The following is a 19,315-nucleotide window of genomic DNA, read 5'->3' as shown; positions in this document are numbered from 1 at the left end:
CCTCATTGTCAGCAGAGCTAGCGCGTATTAGTATTAGCATCAATCTATGTTGATGCTAATACTAAATTAAGTGCAATCTTTCACTCGGCCGATATTCTGGTTTTGTATTGCTGTTATCAGCATCACCGCAAGTTGTGTCCTCCTTAGTGCCTGGTTGATTGGCAAACAATATAGCCATGAAGTTGCACAAGAACAGATCACCCGAGCTGATTACTTCCTGCGTGGCTATTTAGCATCTCAACAAGCCACTCAAAAAAACGCCGTTGATGGGATTCTATCCGACTATGGCTTTAAACGAACTATCGCTGATGGTGATCCCGCCACGATAGAAAGCATGCTTCTTAATCATGCCGAACGAGCAAATTTAGATCTGCTGTTAGTCTTTGAACAGATGGGTACACCCATCGCTGATTATGGCAGTATCGTGAATACAGAAAAGGCGGAAAACATATTCCGGGTGCTAAAGAAAAAACCGATTGAGCCTATAATGCTTGCCCTGAATAATCGCTTTTATCGTTTATACCTGTCTCCAGTTAAAGCACCACATACCATTGCTTATGCGATAGCAGGCAAGGAATTGGCTAAACGACAGCTCGAGGAAATCAAGCAGGTTACCGGTCTTGATATCACGCTCTATTCAAAACAAAATGGCTACTTCCTTAGTTCCTCGTCAAACGCAAAGCAAGCTATCAGTGACACATCAAATCAAAACCCTAGTTTCTGGAATAGGCAACAATTTATTAATAAGCAAATCCATATCGAATCTCCGCCCCCCTATGATGTGAAGCTGATCATGTCAGCGGATATATCGGAATTTCACAATCGGTTCGCTCAATTTGGTCAGAAGCTCATCTTAGTGACACTGCTAGTGATGGTAGTTATTTTTGTTCTCAGTATCTTGATATCTCGGCATGTGTTCATGCCACTACATCGCCTGCACCAAAAACTGTTACGTCGTGCAAGCTACGACCATTTAACAGGTATTCATAATCGCATTACTGCAGGAGAGCTTGGTAACCGTTTACTTATAGAGTGTTATCGAACCGAAAAACCACTTTTAGTGGCAATGCTTGATATCGATCACTTTAAAACAATTAATGATAGCTATGGTCACGCTGCCGGCGATGCCATTTTGATGGAGGTCGCCAGCCGGCTCAAGCGTGTTTTAAGGCAGTATGATGTTATCGGTCGCTATGGCGGTGAGGAGTTTATAGTTGCTACCTCTCTTTCGCGTGATGTCGGTCATGAAACCTTAGTCAGGTTGAAAAACAGTATCTCAGCAAAACCATTCAGATATAAAGACAAGCTCATCCCCATGACGATCAGCATCGGTGCTTTTTTTATCGATTTTGGTGAATATGCACGCTTAGTAACGCCGGAAGAACTGATCGAATGGGCCGATGAGGCGCTATACTCCGCTAAAAATAATGGCCGTGATCAGATTGTTATCAATCATTACGAGAATGGCACTTTAGCATCAGAAGCCATTCTCTAACGATAGATAATGTCTTTTCTTAACGGCGCCAGCCGCGCCAGCAATTGGTTTTGAACAGGATGTGGCACATCCGCTTCATACATTGCATCAATCAATAAATCCACCAGATGATTAAAGTCGCGCTCGTTGATGTCCATACCGTCATGGATTAACTTCATGCTGTCCCCTTTATAATCACAGGGTCCATCACTGATGTCACACAGATGTCTGGCAAGGTGTTCTTTAAATCGCGTCACATTCGCTTCCGCAAAATAGTGGAAAATCTGTTTATCATTACCAATATTTTGCACTAGGTTATTGACGATCATATCCATACCAGGCTCACCGCCCAGCTTGTCGTAAAGCGTTTTATCCTGCGTTGTGGCACACGCTGATAACATCAGCAAGACACAATATAAAAAGCCTTTTTTCAACATTAAAAATTGCTCATAATTGAGAAGTAGAGACCATCCTGATCTTCGACACCGGCTATTTCTCCAAGATCAAGCCAACCAGCTGTCAGGTTCACATACTTGTTGGGCACCCAGGCAACGAAAACACTTTTCCAGTCATCTTCTTTCAAACCCAGATTATCCGGTTTTTCACGGTATTCAACACCCAGCGCAACATGCCTGCCAAATAGAATAGCAGTCGATGCTTCCAGCATAAGTTCATGGCCTTCCCCTTCTGCGCCAAAACCCAGCAGACCTATCTGGTTTGCTTCAGTATATCGACCAGTGAGATTCCATAACCAGTTTAGACCACCAATGGCACCGAGATGCAGTTTACTGGCAGCCAGATAATAGTCCATACCACTGTCATTATCTGCGCCCAGTAAGTTTGCCACCAGAGGATCATCCAGTTCCTTATACTGAATACCAAAGCTGAGTTGAGGCCAGCGACTGTATACCAGATCACCATAAAGACGAACTTTTCCACCTAAGACGCGTTGACGAATCCTGAGATCGAGAGGCTCTACATCAAATTCCTGCTTTGCTAACGATAACTCGAGCCTGTCATAGAGATTGACCTGAGCACCACAGACACTCAGTTTAAAATCATCCACATTGCCATGACTGCAAAAGGCATTGACTGCAATTTCATCCCGACTGGCATACCCGGCAAGCTGCGCCCATGGCACCAGTCCTCCCCCGGCGGCCCCTTCTATCTGAGATACGCCCGGTGTGGCAATCAGCTTGCCATCAGCGGCGTTAAGTACGCTGACTGAGGTGAGCGTTATCAGTAATAGAATTGTTTTCAACATAATCTTTGTGCCAATCAATGATCGCCTCTGATTTAATAGGTCTACTTAGGTAATACCCCTGAATATAATCGCATTCATATTTTCTCAGAATAGTCAGGCTCGCTTCGTTCTCGACCCCTTCAGCCACTACTTTAAACCCTAATCCGTGAGCCAGCTCAATCGTCGATTTCACAATCAACTGGTCTTTGGGCGACTGGTCCAGAGTCATGATGAAACTCTTATCGATTTTGATTTCATCAACCGGTAAACCTTTCAGTTTGGACAAAGAGGACTGCCCGATACCGTAATCATCAATCGCGATAATAAAGCCCATGTTTTTGAGATTTCTTAATGACATCACTACAGACGCTTCGTCATGCATGATGTCTCTTTCCGTTATTTCTATGGTGATTTCACTGGGAGAAATCCCATATTTTTCACAAGACTGACTGATAAAAGACTCAAAGTCCGGATTAGATAGATCTTGAGCAGAAACATTAATTGCTGCTCCGATCATGGTGCCCTGACTGTGCCATTTTTCAACTTCTTTCATTACCGCTTCAACCACCCAATAGGTCAAGTCGACGATCAAAGAGGCCTCTTCGGCCAGATTCACGAAGACTTCCGGCGAAACATAAGTGTCGTCAGCACGTCTCCAGCGTATCAATGCCTCTGTTCTTATTTCTTCACGGCCATTCATTGATACCTTAGGCTGATAGACCATAAAGAGCTCATCATTCCCCCCATGCAGAAGGACTTTCCTGAGGGATTCAATCATTGATATTCGTTCTAGATGCAGTTCATCTTCGCCATCCTCATAGCAATGAATGCGCTGCTTATTATTTCTTGCTGCATCAAGCGCAATCGTTGTTCTCCGCAGCATCGTCGTACTGTGATTGCCATGTTCCGGATAAAGCGTTATGCCGGCATTGAGATCCAGCTTGATATTCAAATCAGCAACTAAAAAATCATGCTCCAGTTCAGCGAGGAAAATATCAACGCATTGCATCGGACTGACTGCTTGTTTGGGGCGGATAACAGAGAAGAACTCGACCCCGTCCAGTCGCGCTGATACCGCAATATTCACTGTTCCCATCGTTTTCAGTCTGGACGCGACGCCTTTCAGACAGGCATTGGCAATATCCGAACCCAATCGATCATTTATTAACCTGAAGTTATAAATACTGAATGCAATAAGAACGAGATTTTGATTCTGATTCAGCTGCAGATACTGGGGAAGCTCTTTTTCAAGTGTATGGGCGTTGATAAGTCCAGTCAGAATATCATGCGATGCCTGATAACGAATTTCATCTTCACGCTTTTTTATCTCACTACCCATCTGTTGAAAAGAAGTTTGCAGGTTTTGAATTTCCTCACTGCCCTCCAGTTCAATTTTTCTGGTGTAATTACCTTTCGCATAGTCTTCTGCTAAGTTACCCAGCTTCGATAGAGGTCCGGTCAAACTCTTGGCAAATATGATACTGAGCAAGCTCGCAATCACTGCTGCAATCAGTGCGAGTATAGCGTTGTTATAAACAACATCGTCGTATTGCTGGTATAGCGGCTTTAGACTACTGACTAACAACACGCATACGGGTGATTCACCTGCTGAACGCAGTGTTATTTGCTCAGTCAGAAAGGCTGGCCTGTCAATAAATAGCCATGATGAGGTTTGTGCCTTCAATGCATCATAGTACGCCTTATAGCTTTCCATTCTGAATGTGCTGCTTAACAGGTGCGCATCCCCCTGATAAAAACTAATATCCATCCCGGTCAGGGATTTAAGTTCCTGAACATTGTCTTCATCAATTTCAAACCCGACAATACTGTAGGCAATGACACGGGGCGCTTTGACAGGCAATAAAATTAGCTGATAGACGTGATCTCCGATCGCAGTGAAGATACTTTTTGATGGATTCTCGATAAGCAGTTTGATTGCCTCTGCATCAAGCATAACCTCGTCTTCACTCGAGACACGCACCTTGCCTGACAGATCGGTCAACATCATCATATCGGCATTAATACGCGCACCGTGGTTGTGCAGGACGCTATTAATAGTCTGCATATCAGAGGTAGCAACGGCCCGTATAAAACCAAAGTCTGCGGTTAAAACATTGGCTGCCGTTACCAGTAAACGTTCCTGAGCAGAGAGATATTGCTGAAGTACCTGCTTGGCATTATCGACCTGTGCACTTAGTTGCTGCTGATTGAAACGATTGCTACTAAACCAGGCACTAACCTGAATCGCAAGCATAGTGGAAATAACTAATGCTACACAGAGCAAGAATATTTTGTTACCAAGCTTAATACTCTTTAGATAATCCACCGAACGTATCCTCAAAGCTGTTCGTTGGTGCTGGAGGGATGATGTCCATATTAATCAGATAGCGTCCTGCCGGATCGCGCTTTAGGGATTTTAAATCAACGCTCAGCAGATTTTCCGGCCCCGCAGCGTGGTGCGCATGCCATACATTGACACGTTCAATGTCCTGCGTCGTTTGTAATGTTGTCTCACCGTTGGTCGCTGTCATCACAGAGTTGGATGATTTCGAAACGAAGATATAACCAATCATAGTGTCATGAATATTACAGCCCAGAACGACAACACCGTGGTCGGGGAATTGTATCGGGCTCTCAGGTGTATCCGCATACAACTTTAATTCGAATGTTTTCGCTTGTGAGAAAGAGTAAACATGGTGTCGAATATTATCGCTGTTAGGAAACGCTACCCGCTGTCCCTTATCTATCAGAATTTGTGAGGGCTTGAACCGCTTATCAACCTGATCGATAACGGCAACTTCAACGGGCGGTGTGCTGGTATCAGCAACATCTGGTTCAATCACAACATCTGCAAGCGCTTGATCGTTGTTGTCAGTGACAAAAAATGTGTAGTTCGTGTTTGCATGAGCGCTCATCGTAATAATAAAAAACAAAGGAATAACGCTCTTAAACATGGCCATGATGTTTTGCATGTTGATCCTATGGATGGAGTTTTCAATAAGTATCTAATGATAGGTGTGAAATATGTGTCATACAAATGAATTAATCCCCTACTCCATATTCATAGCTATTCACTTTAAAAATTTTTCAGAGTAAATGAAAAAAACGTTTTTTTAAGGCATAAAAAAGCCGCTATATACAAAGGTATAGCGGCTTTTAAATACAGTTCTTGAATAATTTAATTAAGCAGCGTTCGCAAATCTTCCAGTTCTTTCAGTAATTCACGAACCAGATCTTTTTGATCGTTTGCACTGACTGTAGCGGCTTTTGCATCACCAGTTGCGCCAAGTTGTTGTCTTGCACCACCAATGGTAAAGCCTTGCTCGTAAAGCAAACCACGGATTTCACGAATCAAAACCACATCATGGCGTTGATAGTAACGACGATTACCGCGCCGTTTAACTGGCTTGAGTTGAGTGAACTCTTGTTCCCAGTAACGCAGAACATGGGGTTTAACACCACATAATTCACTTACCTCACCAATAGTAAAGTAGCGCTTGCCCGGAATGGTAGGTAGTTCGTTGTTGTTACTTGCTTCCAGCATAATTATCCACCCTAGCCTTCAATTTTTGTCCGGGCCTGAAAGTCACCACGCGACGTGCCGAGATGGGAATTTCTTCACCGGTTTTAGGATTACGACCAGGACGCTCACTTTTATCTCTGAGTTCGAAGTTACCAAAACCCGATAATTTTACCTGTTCGCCATTTTCCAATGCTGAACGAATTTCTTCAAAAAACATTTCAACCAGCTCTTTTGCTTCACGCTTGTTAAAGCCCAGCTCATCGTACAGTTGTTCCGTCATGTCGGCCTTAGTCAGTGCCATGTATACCTCAAATTCTTCTTTTATTATTAATAACTTATGATCTTATCGTCGCACCAACAGACTGTTCCAGTGTCTCTGTCACAGTTTTAATAAGAGTATCAACTTCCTCATCGGTGAGCGTCCGCTCAGCGTGTTGAAGGTGAAATGCAATAGCTAAACTCTTCTTACCGTGCTCGACTCCATCTCCAGAATAGACGTCAAATAGTTGAATTGACTTAAGAATATCAGAATTGATCTCGCTCAGGCAATGATCAATTTGACCTGCTGTCACGGTATTGTCAACTAATAACGCTAAATCACGGCGAATTGCCGGAAATTTAGATAATGCTTCAAACTCAGGCACTTGGGCCGTCAGCACAGCCGATAGACCGAGTTCGAAAACGTAAACTTTGCCACTAATGTCAAGAGGCTTATTCAATTTGGGATGAATCGCACCGAGCCAACCAATGGCTTTGGCATTCTTATAAACCCGTGCAGTCTGTCCCGGATGTAGGGCTGGATGTATATCTGCCTCAAAATGAATCTCACCACCAGCAATACTCAACAGCGCTTCAACATCCGCTTTGGCATCAAAGAAGTCCACTTCACGCTGTTTCTGTGACCATTGTTCCGGGTAACGATTGCCATAAATTAAACCACCAATCTGACGATGCTGTTCGATATTTTCAAGATCACCTTTGAAAACACGACCTACTTCAAATAAACGTACCCGCTCATGTTGACGATTAGCGTTGTAGGCTAAGGCTTGAACCAGTCCCGGCCAGAGGGTTGTTCGCATGACCGATAAATCAGCTGAAATCGGATTAGCCAGTTTAATAGGCTCTAAATCATTTTCAGCCAACAATTGCTGGAGTTTGGGTTCGACAAAACTGTAGGTCACAGCTTCAAAATAGCCACGATCTATCAATAGATTCTGCAACCGTTCCAGCTGAGTCGCTTTTTCCGTAATATTCGACGTTAGTACGGTTCCTTTAGGTCGTGTATCTGGCAGTTTGTCATAGCCATATAATCGTCCCAGTTCTTCAATCAGATCGACCTCAATTGTCAGATCAAAACGGAAGCTTGGTACAACCACTTGCCAACCGTCATCAACACGGGTCAATGCCAGTCCGAGACGGTTCAGTTGCTCAGAGATCTGCTCTTCATCAAGTTTGATACCCAACACACGTTCAATTCGCGCTTCCCGCAGATGAATCGAAACAGGTTGCGGTAAATCCTTATCATTGCTTTTTTCTGTCACCGGCCCCGCTTGCCCACCCACAATGCTGAGCAATAAGGCTGTCGCTCTTTCCATCGCAGATCGTGCTAACTCAGGATCCACGCCACGCTCAAAGCGGTGTGACGAATCAGTATGTAACCCATAGCTTCTGGCTTTGCCTGCTATCGCTTCCGGGCTGAAGAACGCTGCTTCTAAGAATATATTCTGTGTCGCATCTGTAACCCCGGAGCCTTCGCCGCCCATGACACCAGCCATCGCTAAAGGGCCGCTTTCATCTGTGATCAGTAAGGTATCTGAATTCAGTTCAACTTCCTGACCATCCAATAACGTCAGCTTCTCAGCTTGCCTGGCTTTTCGGACGGTGATCTGACCTTTTAATGAATCCAAGTCAAACGCGTGCATTGGTTGGCCGAGTTCCAACATGACATAGTTGGTGACATCAACCACCGGGCCCAGACTTCTTAAGCCACTGCGTCGCAATTTTTCCTGCATCCAGATCGGTGTTTCGGCCTGTGCATTAATTTTCTCGATAACACGACCCAGGTAGCGCGGACAGTCCTCTGTCGCGTCAATGGATACGGGGAAAGCGGTATCCGTTGACGCAGACACAGCAGCAGTGTCCACTGAGCAAACATCAGTAGAGGTTAAAACACCGACTTCACGTGCCACACCTGCCACACCGAGGCAATCACTACGGTTCGGTGTTAGATCGATATCAATAGTGACATCGTCAAGGTTCAGATAGTCACGGATGTCACCACCTATTGGTGCATCATCAGCGAGCTCCATCAGACCATCAGCGCTTTCTGTCAGTCCTAGCTCTTTGGAAGAACACAACATACCGAATGAAGGTACACCGCGTAATTTAGCTTTTTTGATTTTAAAATTACCAGGCAATACCGCACCAACAACAGCGACCGGTATTTTTAAACCTTCTCGGACGTTACTGGCACCACAGACAATTTCCAGTAATTCATCACTACCGACATCCACTTTTGTGAGTCTTAATTTATCCGCATCAGGATGTGGCTCAAGCTGTTTAACTTGTCCAATCACGACACCGCTGAATTCACCCGCTACCGGTTCAACAGCATCCACTTCCAGGCCAGCATTGGTTAATTTTTCGACCAGTTCGTTAGTTGCCAGAGCAGGATTAACCCACTCGCGTAACCATTTTTCACTAAACTTCATTGTTTCTTATCCCGCCGGTTAGCTGAACTGATTCAGAAAACGTAGATCGTTATCAAAAAACAGACGTAAATCGTTTACGCCATATCGCAGCATGGCCATTCGTTCAACGCCAAGACCAAAGGCAAAGCCGAGGTATTTCTCACTGTCGATATTGACGTGCTTGAATACATTTGGATGCACCATGCCACAGCCCAATATTTCGATCCAGCCCGTATGACTACAGACCCGACACCCCTCTCCACCACAAATAACGCACTCAATATCGGCTTCCGCTGATGGTTCAGTAAATGGGAAATAAGAAGGACGGAAACGGACTTTTAATGGCTTCTCAAAGAATGCCTGCAGAAAATCGGACAACACGCCTTTCAAATCAGTAAAACTGATATTTTCATCCACCATCAGGCCTTCAACCTGATGAAACATAGGCGTATGTGTCAGATCAGAATCACAACGGTAGACTCGGCCGGGCGCAATCAGACGCAAAGGCGGTTGTGACTCTTCCATCACTCGGACTTGAACCGGTGAGGTATGTGTTCGCAATAATTTATCAGCATCAAAATAGAAGGTGTCGTGCATCGCACGTGCAGGATGATGCTCCGGAATATTCAGCGCCGTAAAGTTGTGGTGGCCATCTTCAATTTCAGGGCCTTCTGCCACATCGAAACCAATGTTGCGGAAATAGCGTTCAATGCGTTGCAAAGTTCGGGTAACAGGGTGCAAGCCACCGACATCACTGTTTCGGCCTGGTAATGTTACATCGACTTTTTCAGCCTTTAGCGCCGCTTCCATGGCAGCATCTGCAAGGGTTTTAGTACGTGACTCAACTAAACCTGTGACTTCCTGTTTGGCTAAATTAACGGATTTGCCAATAACCGGCCGTTCTTCAACACCGACATTGCCGAGTTGTTTCAGATAAGCCGTGATTTTGCCTTTTTTACCCAGATATTCGACTCGTACCGTATCTAAAGCACGATTGTCCTGAGCATCGGCAACTGCTTTTTTAGCCGTTGCAACGATATCTTCAAGTGCCTGTAACTGTGATGCCAGTTCAGCCATATTACCCCCGTATGAGGAACAACATCAGAAACAAAAAAGGGCCACGGTGGCGGCCCTTCTTCGACTTAATTTCAGCACAATGGCTATCGCTTTTAAGGAGCGATATTAATCAGCCAATGCTGCTTTTGCTTTTTCCGCAATGGCTGCGAATGCCGCTTCATCATGTACTGCAATATCAGCCAGTACTTTACGATCAATTTCGATAGAAGCTTTTTTCAGGCCATCAATCAGACGGCTGTATGACAAACCACATTCGCGAGCTGCCGCGTTGATACGGGCAATCCACAAAGTGCGGAAGTTACGTTTTTTCTGACGACGATCACGATAGGCATATTGGCCGGCTTTGGTTACCGCTTGAACGGCAACACGATAGACGTTTTTACGGCGACCGTAATAACCTTTCGCTTGATCAAGAACTTTTTTGTGACGTGCGCGTGCTGTTACACCGCGTTTTACTCTAGGCATCGGAAATTCCCCTTAATTACAGATTAGGCAACATTTTACGAACTGACATGTGATCTGCTTTGCAGATTGTCAGCGTAGAACGCAGTTGACGCTTCCGTTTTGTGCTTTTTTTGGTCAGGATATGACTTGTGAAAGCTTGGGAACGCTTGAATTTACCGCTGCCGGTACGTTTAAAACGTTTTGCAGCACCACTATGGTTTTTTAACTTAGGCATTGTTTAATCAACTCCGCATTGATTTATTATGTAATGTTTATTTTTTACTATTAGGGGCCAGAACCATAATCATTTGACGCCCTTCTTTCTTAGGTCGTTGTTCAACGCTGGACAGTTCTTTGAGATCTTCTGCTACTCGTTCAAGTAGTTTCAGACCCAAGTCCTGATGCGCCATTTCGCGACCACGAAATCGTAGGCTGACTTTAGTTTTGTTCCCGCTTTCTAGGAAACGTATCAGGTTGCGTAGTTTTACCTGATAATCCCCTTCCTCAGTACCAGGCCGGAATTTAACTTCCTTAACCTGTATTTGTTTTTGTTTTTTCTTAGCCAGCGCTTTCTGCTTGCTCTCTTCAAACAAAAACTTGCCGTAATCCATTATGCGGCAAACCGGTGGTTTCGCCTGTGGGGCGATTTCCACCAAATCCAGTTCGGCTTCATCGGCTTTTTGAATTGCATCCTTTAACGGAACAATACCGAGTTGCTCACCAGTAGAATCAGTTAATCGTACTTCTTTGGCTGTGATTTCACCATTCAGCCGTTTTTGGTCTGTAGCGATGTTCTAGTCCTCTAATATAGTTCGACCGCGGCGAGCGACGTCTTTCTCAAGCAAGCCGACAAAGTCCTCAAGTTGCATTGCACCTAGGTCTTCGCCCTTACGAGTGCGTACTGCCACGGCGTTTTCCTGTGCTTCGCGTTCTCCCACTACTATTAAATAAGGAACGCGGCGCAATGTATGCTCGCGTATTTTAAAGCCAATCTTCTCGTTTCTCAAGTCCGTATCGACTCTAAATCCTTGTTTCTGCAAATCCTTAGCAACTTTCTGTACATAATCTGACTGTTTATCACTGATTCCCATCACCATTACCTGCTTAGGTGCAAGCCATGTTGGGAAGGCGCCGGCATACTCTTCAATCAGAATACCAATGAAGCGTTCAAGGGAGCCTAATATGGCACGATGCAGCATAACAGGCACTTGTTTACTGTTGTCATCGGCGACATAGTGCGCATCCAAACGGCCCGGCATGGAGAAATCGACCTGAATGGTGCCACACTGCCAAACTCGGCCCAGACAGTCTTTCAGCGAGAACTCAATCTTAGGGCCATAGAAAGCACCTTCACCCGGTTGCAGGTCCCAATCAAGACCTGCTGAATTCAATGCTTTTTCAAGTGAATGTTCGGCTTTATCCCACACCTCATCACTACCGACTCGATTTTCTGGTCGTGTAGATAACTTAACAATGATTTCGTTAAAGCCAAAGTCAGCATATACCTCATGCAATAACTCAATAAATGTCGCCACTTCTGACTGAATTTGCTCCTCAGTACAGAAAATATGCGCATCATCCTGAGTAAAACCACGTAAACGCATCAAGCCATGTAATGTGCCTGACGGTTCGTTACGATGACACGAGCCAAACTCTGCCATCCGCAAAGGTAAATCACGGTAGCTCTTCAAACCTTGATTAAAAATCTGAATGTGGCATGGACAGTTCATCGGCTTTACCGCGTAATCACGATTTTCCGAATGTGTGCTGAAAATCATGTCACCGAACTTATCCCAGTGACCCGACTTTTCCCACAATGTGCGATCCACCACCTGCGGCGTACGGACTTCCTGATAATCATTATCACGCAGTACATCACGGATATAGTTTTCAACCACTCGGTAAATCTGCCAGCCATTGTCATGCCAGAAGATCATGCCCGCTGCTTCTTCCTGCAAATGAAACAGGTCTAAATTCTTGGCAATTTTACGATGATCACGTTTTTCAGCTTCTTCCAGTCTATGCAGGTAGGCTTTCAGTGCTTTCTTATCTTGCCAGGCTGTACCATAGACACGCTGCAACATTTCATTGTCGGAGCTACCACGCCAGTATGCACCTGCGAGCTTCATCAATTTAAATGCTTTCAGTTTGCCTGTGCTGGGTACGTGAGGACCTCGACATAAATCCACAAAATCGCCTTGGCGATAAACCGATAAAGTTTCATCTTTTGGAATGTCTTCTAGAATTTCTGCTTTGTAGACTTCGCCCATCTCGCTGAACATCTCAATACCAGCATCACGCGATATTTCTTCACGGCTGACAGGCAAATCTTGTTTGACGATCTCTTCCATCCGCTTTTGAATCTTGTTCAAATCTTCCGGCGTAAATCCATCCGGATAAGAAAAGTCATAATAGAAACCATCTTCAATCACCGGCCCGATAGTGACCTGGGCTTCCGGATAAAGCTGTTTCACAGCCTGTGCCATCAAATGTGACGTAGAGTGACGAATGATGTCCAAACCTTCTTCGTCACGCTCTGTAACGATCGCCACATCGGAATCCTGGTCTACAACATGCGACGTATCAACCAGTGTGCCATTGACTTTGCCTGCTAGTGCTGCGCGTGCGAGGCCGGTGCCAATATCAGCAGCGATATCATGGATAGTAACGGGATTGTCGAACTGGCGTTGACTGCCATCAGGGAGAGTAACTGAGATCATGGAAAGTCCTTGGTTGTGACCGATACAAAGGGCCTTAAAAACCAAAAAAGCACCCATAGGTGCTTAATTTTGGTAGGCACGAGTGGATTCGAACCACCGACCCCCACCATGTCAAGGTGGTGCTCTAACCAACTGAGCTACGCGCCTGCCGTGAAGCAGCGAAATTATACGCAGCTAGCATCAGATTGCAAGTATTTTAAATTGCGACAGGACCTAACGCGACGCTACGGAGATGCTCAAGTTCATCACGCAGCCTGGCCGCCTCTTCAAATTCAAGGTTTTGCGCGTGTTTATACATGGCTTGCTCGATTTTGTGGATCCGTTTTGCCAGTTGCTGTGGACTCAGCGCGGCATACTCAGCCTGCTCCTCGGCAACCTTGGCATAAGCTTCACTATTTTTCTTATCTTTTACATCATCCATACCGGCGCGGATGGCCTTTTTAATGCCTTGCGGCGTAATACCATGCTCTTTATTAAACGCAATTTGTTTGTCTCGGCGACGATCTGTTTCTTCCATAGCTCGTTGCATCGATCCGGTAATTTCATCCGCATATAAAATGGCGCGACCATTCAGGTTACGCGCCGCACGACCGATAGTTTGAATCAACGATCTATCACTACGTAGAAAACCTTCTTTATCAGCATCCAGAATAGCCACCAGCGATACTTCTGGTATATCCAGCCCTTCACGCAGTAAGTTGATACCGATTAGCACATCAAACTCACCCAACCGCAGGTCACGAATAATCTCTACCCTTTCGACAGTATCGATATCGGAATGCAGATAACGAACCTTCACATTGTGCTCACGCAGATAATCCGTCAGATCTTCAGCCATACGTTTAGTGAGTGTCGTGACCAAAACACGCTCGTTAATGACTGCACGTTTATTGATCTCGGATAGCAGATCATCAACCTGTGTTCCTACCGGACGAATTTCTATCTGAGGATCAACCAGACCGGTAGGACGCACCACCTGCTCAACAATGGTACTGGAATGTTCTTTCTCATATTTGCTGGGTGTGGCAGAGACAAAAATGGTCTGCGGGGCAAGCTTCTCCCACTCTTCAAACATAAGCGGGCGGTTATCCAATGCAGAAGGCAAGCGAAAGCCGTAATTCACCAGTGTTTCTTTACGAGAACGATCGCCTTTATACATGGCGCCGATTTGCGGCACCATCACATGACTCTCATCAATCACCAGCACAGCATCATCGGGCAGGTAATCAAACAATGTCGGTGGTGCTGCGCCCGGCCCACGTCCGGACAAATGACGTGAATAGTTTTCAATACCATTGCAATAGCCGAGCTCTAGTAACATCTCAATATCAAAGCGCGTGCGCTGCTCCAGTCGCTGTGCTTCAACCAGCTTATCTTGTGCATTCAGCTCTTTCAGTCGTTCGCTTAACTCTTCTTTAATGGCATCAACCGCTTTAAGCAGGTTGTCCCTGGGAGTTACATAGTGGGTTTTGGGGTAAATCGTAATCCGACTCAGTCGCTGCAACACTTCGCCTGTTAAGGGATCGAAATAGCTGATTTGTTCAATTTCATCATCAAATAACTCAACTCTGACAGCATCCCGCTCCGACTCTGCCGGGAAGATATCAATGACTTCACCCCGAACTCTATAAGTACCACGGTGCAGCTCAATATCATTGCGGCTATATTGCAACTCGGTCAGACGGCGCAGAATATCACGCTGATTAATCACATCGCCCTGCACCAAATGCAGCACCATTTCTAGGTAAGCATCTTTCTCACCCAGACCGTATATACACGACACACTGGACACAATAATGGCGTCACGTCGCTCAAGCATGGCTTTGGTCGCGGACAAGCGCATTTGTTCTATCTGTTCGTTTACCGAAGCATCTTTATCAATGAAGGTGTCAGAGGAAGGCACGTAGGCCTCTGGCTGATAATAATCATAATAGGAAACGAAATATTCCACTGCGTTATTCGGGAAGAACTCTTTCATTTCACTATACAGCTGCGCTGCGAGGGTTTTATTCGGCGCCAGAACCATAATCGGCCGACCAACTGCTTGCGCAACATTGGCAATGGTAAAAGTCTTACCGGAACCGGTTACCCCCAGAAGGGTTTGCCACATCTCGCCGTTTTCAAGCCCTTCGATCAAAGTCTTAATCGCTGCTGGCTGATCACCGGCTGGTGAAAAATCACTGACTAACTGAAAATGTTTACTCATACGTCTTTAGCATCGTTTAGGTTTGGCGTATATTACTGAGTTGTTTATTAATTTACTGAGTTAATGAAGGAAAGATTTTGACTATCAAGCTCTCCCAACGCGTTCAAAACATCAAACCATCCCCCACTCTAGCCATCACTGCCCGTGCAGCGGAACTAAGAGCCGAAGGAAAAGATGTGATTGGTCTGGGTGCGGGCGAACCCGATTTCGATACACCGGATCACATTAAAATAGCTGCGATTGAAGCAATCAACAGCGGCAAGACCAAATACACACCGGTTGATGGTACGCCTGATTTGAAACAGGCAATCATAAAAAAGTTCGCACGCGACAACAACCTCGACTACGAAGCCAACCAAATACTGGTCTCTGTCGGCGGTAAACAGAGCTTTTTCAACTTGGCTCAAGCGTATATCCAGGCGGGTGACGAAGTCATCATTCCGGCACCGTATTGGGTATCATACCCTGATATGACCTTACTTGCCGACGGCAAGCCAGTCATCATCGAAGCGGGCCAGGAAAACCAATTCAAAATAACACCCGAACAGCTTGAAGCTGCTATCACTGACAAAACACGTTTATTTGTGATCAACAGCCCATCCAATCCGACAGGGATGGCTTACAGTATGGAAGAGTTCAAAGCGCTGGGCGAAGTGCTTCGTAAGCACCCGGATATCCTGATCGCGACCGATGATATGTACGAACACATCTATTGGGCCGATGAACCCTTCTGCAATATCGTTAATGCAAACCCTGACTTTTACGACAGAACTTTAGTAATGAATGGTGTTTCCAAAGCCTATTCAATGACCGGATGGCGTATTGGTTATGCAGCAGGTCCGGCTGAGCTGATTGCATCGATGAAAAAAGTGCAGTCACAAAGCACGTCAAACCCGGCGTCAATTTCACAGGCTGCTGCCGTTGAAGCATTAAATGGTGATCAGGGCTGCATCGAGAGCATGTTGACCGAGTTTAAAAAACGGCATGATTTTGTCGTGACCGCTTTGAACAACATGCCCGGGGTTGATTCACTCGAGACAAACGGTACGTTCTATGTATTTCCTAACATCGCTGGCGTGTTAGAACGTAAACCCGAGTTAAAAGACGATATGGATTTTGCTGAAGCGTTACTCATAGACAAAGGCGTTGCGGTAGTTCCCGGTAGTGCGTTTGGCTTAAAAAACCATGTACGCTTGTCAATTGCTACCAGTGAAGAAAACCTGCGAAATGCCTTAGACAGAATTGCAGACTTCATCACACAATAAATTTGTCTCAACCTTCAGATGGCTCCTCTTGCGAGGAGCTATCTGACTCAGAACGTCCTGTTCTACTCGGATTTAAATCACACTCTATCCATTCTCTCACCAGCGCCTGATCGCGTTTTTTAGTCAGTTGTTCCGTGAATATATTAACCGGCTGAATACGAGTACTCCCATCGTGCTCAATCTTAAAGGTACGCCTGGCACCGACAGGAAATCGACTAGGACCATGAATTACGGCGACTCTTAATTCAAGACTCTCAATGGCGCCCAAAATTTGTGCCTCTTGTTTACTGTCAATCTCTTCGTGTCCGCCCAGCAGCATATTTCTAAAGGTTCCCAGAACGATATAACCACCCGATAAAACGGGTCCCTGTCTCAGGCTATGTTGAAGATCTTTCTGATCTGGATTAATGTGCTGAAAGTCAGTAACAGTCCTTGTTTTAACGCTTCCATCGTTCAGAGTCACTACAGCCTGAACAGTCTGAACATGAACAGGCAACTCCCCCATATTGACCAGTAAACAAATGGCATCCGGATTATCATTTTGGGCATGGTGAAATACGAGATAAGGACGACTGTTCCGTCGGTACTGCCAGAAAAAAAGCTGAAAATAAATGATCCATATTACCGCCATAATCGCGGTACTAACCGGCACCAGATACTCCACGCAATCCCTCCTTTTGTCTACAGAAAATGAGCACAGTCTGTACGACTGTCCCCTGCCTGAAATTAGAAAATCAACTACTTAGTAGCGGCTAATTTTACAGGCATGACAACATTTGGAAAAAAATGTCCTCAATCCTTGACGGCCAAGCCTTAAGCCTCTATCATACGCTTCTTTCTGTTCCCCGATAGCTCAGTTGGTAGAGCAAATGACTGTTAATCATTGGGTCGCTGGTTCGAGTCCAGCTCGGGGAGCCAACAAGATTCCAGAAAGCCCTGAAAAGCAATTTTCAGGGCTTTTTTGTATCTGCTCATTCGGCACGGTTATCCTAATACCTCGAATGCAATCACCTCCGAGTATCTCCTATCATGTCGAACACCAGCTTTAGTTCACTCAATCTGCCTAAAACTCAACTGGATGCCCTAGCATCACTGGGTTATGAAAGCATGACCCCCATCCAGGCGCAAAGTCTGCCTGAAATTCTTAACGGCAGAGACGTCATTGCTCAGGCTAAAACAGGGAGTGGTAAAACAGCGGCATTCGGTATTGGCCTGTTGGAGAAGCTGAATCCTCGATTCTTCGGTGTACAGGCACTCGTGTTATGCCCGACTCGCGAGTTAGCCGAACAAGTCGGCAAAGAAATACGCAAACTTGCCCGGTTTATGCCCAACATCAAACTGGTGATGCTGTGCGGTGGCAAACCGATTGGTCCTCAAATTGGTTCGCTGGAACATGGGGCACATATCGTCGTTGGCACACCAGGTCGTATTCAGGATCATCTCCGTAAGCACACACTCAAACTGGATGGACTAAAAGCATTAGTGCTTGACGAAGCTGATCGCATGCTCGATATGGGCTTTGCTGACGCTATGCAGGCTATTATCGGACAGACCCCTAAAAAGCGTCAGACCCTCCTCTTCTCTGCCACTTATCCAGACAGTATTCAGCAGATAAGTCGCCAATATCAACAGAATCCTTTAACCGTCACTGTTGAGACTGAACACAATAAAGACGTTATCGAACAGCTTATTTATGAGGTAAATAAGAACGAGCGGGATAACGCCTTATTGGCTTTGTTCGCCCATTATCAACCTGACACCTGCGTGGTTTTCTGTCATACCAAAAAGCAATGTGATGAAGTAGCAAACTTTTTGAAGCAGCATCGCATTGAAGCCTTAGCCATTCATGGCGATCTGGAGCAGCGTGAACGTGACCAGGTACTAGTCCGCTTTGCTAATAATAGCTGCCCTGTTTTAGTAGCAACGGATGTAGCAGCCCGTGGACTCGATATCAAAGATCTTAAAATGGTGATTAACTATGAGCTCCCACGTGATCCTGAGGTGTATGTTCACCGTATAGGAAGAACAGGTCGTGCAGGTCAGACTGGGCTTGCAATGAGTATTGTGACCCCGGCTGAGACACCACGCATTCTCGCCATTGAAGAAGCTCAAAAACACACGCTAACAAGCGGTGTATTAACCTCGCTGGATACTGATACTACTTTTACCCTGCAGGCTCCCATGGCCACTATTCAGATAGATGAAGGACGAAAAGGAAAAATTCGCCCGGGTGATATTCTCGGTGCCCTAACCGGTGATGCCGGATTGAAGGGGGCACAAATCGGTAAGATTGATATTTTTGATATGTCGAGTTATGTTGCGGTGGATAAATCGGCACTGAGACAGGCATTGAATTACTTGTCAGCCGGTAAAATCAAAGGCAAAGCAGTTCGGGCACGTGTCATTCGCTAACCATATGCCCTTCATGTCGAAATCGCTGTAATGTTCTGTCATGACGTATTAAGGAAAGCTCGCCCCAATAACATAATAGTCATCCTCATTTGATGAGCATTTGCTAACGCCAGTGATGAAGCAACTTTCCCTATCAACACAGAGGCGAGTCTCAAACTGTGTGTTTTTCTTCATTAGCCAGATCTCAACTATCTCATTTGAAGCCGACCGTTAATCACTGAAATCCAGTCGGAATTGTTAACAAATACATCAAAATATGGC

At 45.4% G+C, this 19,315-nt stretch carries 17 protein-coding genes and 2 tRNA genes; 4 read left to right on the top strand and 15 right to left on the bottom strand.

Translation table 11 applies throughout. The features are described 5' to 3' along the window. Window positions 1–70: 70 nt before the first annotated feature. Window positions 71–1,495 carry a GGDEF domain-containing protein gene (locus tag ACTF5U_RS06945; protein ID WP_438970911.1) on the top strand — a complete coding sequence of 475 codons (1,425 nt, stop codon included), beginning with the start codon at window positions 71–73 and terminating at the stop codon, window positions 1,493–1,495. Here the strand turns inward: ACTF5U_RS06945 and ACTF5U_RS06940 are convergent. From ACTF5U_RS06940 to uvrB, 14 genes are all read right to left on the bottom strand, one after another. Continuing rightward, the gene (locus ACTF5U_RS06940; protein WP_438970910.1) at window positions 1,492–1,911 is read right to left on the bottom strand and encodes a group I truncated hemoglobin; all 420 of its coding nucleotides are present in this window, start codon (window positions 1,909–1,911) and stop codon (window positions 1,492–1,494) included. The genes ACTF5U_RS06945 and ACTF5U_RS06940 overlap by 4 nt on opposite strands. After that, window positions 1,911–2,738 carry a DUF3034 family protein gene (locus ACTF5U_RS06935; RefSeq protein ID WP_438970909.1) on the bottom strand — a complete coding sequence of 276 codons (828 nt, stop codon included), beginning with the start codon at window positions 2,736–2,738 and terminating at the stop codon, window positions 1,911–1,913. Before ACTF5U_RS06935 ends, ACTF5U_RS06940 begins: the two co-directional genes overlap by 1 nt. Next, the gene (locus tag ACTF5U_RS06930) at window positions 2,686–5,043 is read right to left on the bottom strand and encodes an EAL domain-containing protein (protein ID WP_438970908.1); all 2,358 of its coding nucleotides are present in this window, start codon (window positions 5,041–5,043) and stop codon (window positions 2,686–2,688) included. The genes ACTF5U_RS06935 and ACTF5U_RS06930 overlap by 53 nt, the downstream gene beginning before the upstream one ends. Beyond that, window positions 5,021–5,689, bottom strand: a complete 669-nt coding sequence (locus ACTF5U_RS06925) for a methylamine utilization protein (protein ID WP_438970907.1) — start codon at window positions 5,687–5,689, stop codon at window positions 5,021–5,023. Before ACTF5U_RS06925 ends, ACTF5U_RS06930 begins: the two co-directional genes overlap by 23 nt. 206 nt (window positions 5,690–5,895) lie before the next feature. After that, the gene (locus ACTF5U_RS06920; protein WP_438970906.1) at window positions 5,896–6,261 is read right to left on the bottom strand and encodes a MerR family transcriptional regulator; all 366 of its coding nucleotides are present in this window, start codon (window positions 6,259–6,261) and stop codon (window positions 5,896–5,898) included. Continuing rightward, window positions 6,245–6,541: an integration host factor subunit alpha gene (ihfA, locus tag ACTF5U_RS06915; protein WP_036312944.1), complete on the bottom strand. Its 297-nt coding sequence runs from the start codon at window positions 6,539–6,541 to the stop codon at window positions 6,245–6,247. Before ihfA ends, ACTF5U_RS06920 begins: the two co-directional genes overlap by 17 nt. 34 nt (window positions 6,542–6,575) lie before the next feature. Continuing rightward, the gene (gene pheT, locus ACTF5U_RS06910) at window positions 6,576–8,951 is read right to left on the bottom strand and encodes a phenylalanine--tRNA ligase subunit beta (protein WP_438970905.1); all 2,376 of its coding nucleotides are present in this window, start codon (window positions 8,949–8,951) and stop codon (window positions 6,576–6,578) included. Between the two features lie 18 nt (window positions 8,952–8,969). Then, on the bottom strand, window positions 8,970–10,007 hold the full coding sequence (gene pheS / locus ACTF5U_RS06905) for a phenylalanine--tRNA ligase subunit alpha (RefSeq protein WP_438970904.1): 1,038 nt from the start codon (window positions 10,005–10,007) through the stop codon (window positions 8,970–8,972). Between the two features lie 105 nt (window positions 10,008–10,112). Continuing rightward, window positions 10,113–10,472, bottom strand: coding sequence for a 50S ribosomal protein L20 (gene rplT / locus ACTF5U_RS06900; protein ID WP_438970903.1), 360 nt, complete (start codon window positions 10,470–10,472; stop codon window positions 10,113–10,115). Between the two features lie 16 nt (window positions 10,473–10,488). Next, on the bottom strand, window positions 10,489–10,686 hold the full coding sequence (gene rpmI / locus ACTF5U_RS06895; RefSeq protein WP_007145589.1) for a 50S ribosomal protein L35: 198 nt from the start codon (window positions 10,684–10,686) through the stop codon (window positions 10,489–10,491). A gap of 37 nt (window positions 10,687–10,723) precedes the next feature. Further along, window positions 10,724–11,242 (bottom strand): translation initiation factor IF-3, encoded by a 519-nt coding sequence (gene infC, locus ACTF5U_RS06890; protein ID WP_438970931.1) that lies wholly within the window; start codon window positions 11,240–11,242, stop codon window positions 10,724–10,726. A gap of 3 nt (window positions 11,243–11,245) precedes the next feature. After that, window positions 11,246–13,171 (bottom strand): threonine--tRNA ligase, encoded by a 1,926-nt coding sequence (thrS, locus tag ACTF5U_RS06885; protein WP_438970902.1) that lies wholly within the window; start codon window positions 13,169–13,171, stop codon window positions 11,246–11,248. 70 nt (window positions 13,172–13,241) lie between these two features. Next, window positions 13,242–13,318, bottom strand: a tRNA-Val gene (locus tag ACTF5U_RS06880). Window positions 13,319–13,367: 49 nt separating this feature from the next. Continuing rightward, window positions 13,368–15,377, bottom strand: coding sequence for an excinuclease ABC subunit UvrB (gene uvrB / locus ACTF5U_RS06875; RefSeq protein ID WP_438970901.1), 2,010 nt, complete (start codon window positions 15,375–15,377; stop codon window positions 13,368–13,370). A gap of 77 nt (window positions 15,378–15,454) precedes the next feature. On the opposite strand from uvrB, the gene ACTF5U_RS06870 reads away from it, so the two are divergent. After that, window positions 15,455–16,642 carry a pyridoxal phosphate-dependent aminotransferase gene (locus tag ACTF5U_RS06870; protein ID WP_438970900.1) on the top strand — a complete coding sequence of 396 codons (1,188 nt, stop codon included), beginning with the start codon at window positions 15,455–15,457 and terminating at the stop codon, window positions 16,640–16,642. A 7-nt stretch (window positions 16,643–16,649) separates the two neighbouring features. On the opposite strand, the gene ACTF5U_RS06865 is transcribed toward ACTF5U_RS06870, so the two are convergent. Then, a complete protein-coding gene (locus tag ACTF5U_RS06865; RefSeq protein ID WP_438970899.1) occupies window positions 16,650–17,306 on the bottom strand; it encodes a hypothetical protein in 657 nt (218 codons plus the stop codon). 178 nt (window positions 17,307–17,484) lie between these two features. Between ACTF5U_RS06865 and ACTF5U_RS06860 the strand changes: the two genes are divergently transcribed. Next, window positions 17,485–17,560 (top strand) — tRNA-Asn (locus ACTF5U_RS06860). Between the two features lie 111 nt (window positions 17,561–17,671). Then, complete coding sequence (gene dbpA / locus ACTF5U_RS06855) at window positions 17,672–19,054, top strand: ATP-dependent RNA helicase DbpA (RefSeq protein WP_438970898.1); 1,383 nt, start codon at window positions 17,672–17,674, stop codon at window positions 19,052–19,054. Window positions 19,055–19,315 lie beyond the last annotated feature (261 nt).

The sequence above is a fragment of the Methylophaga sp. genome (assembly GCF_965655755.1).
In the GTDB taxonomy this organism is placed as follows: Bacteria; Pseudomonadota; Gammaproteobacteria; order Nitrosococcales; family Methylophagaceae; genus Methylophaga.
The sequence above is the reverse complement of the archived record's forward strand: the minus strand, read 5'-3'. Positions and strand labels throughout refer to the sequence as shown.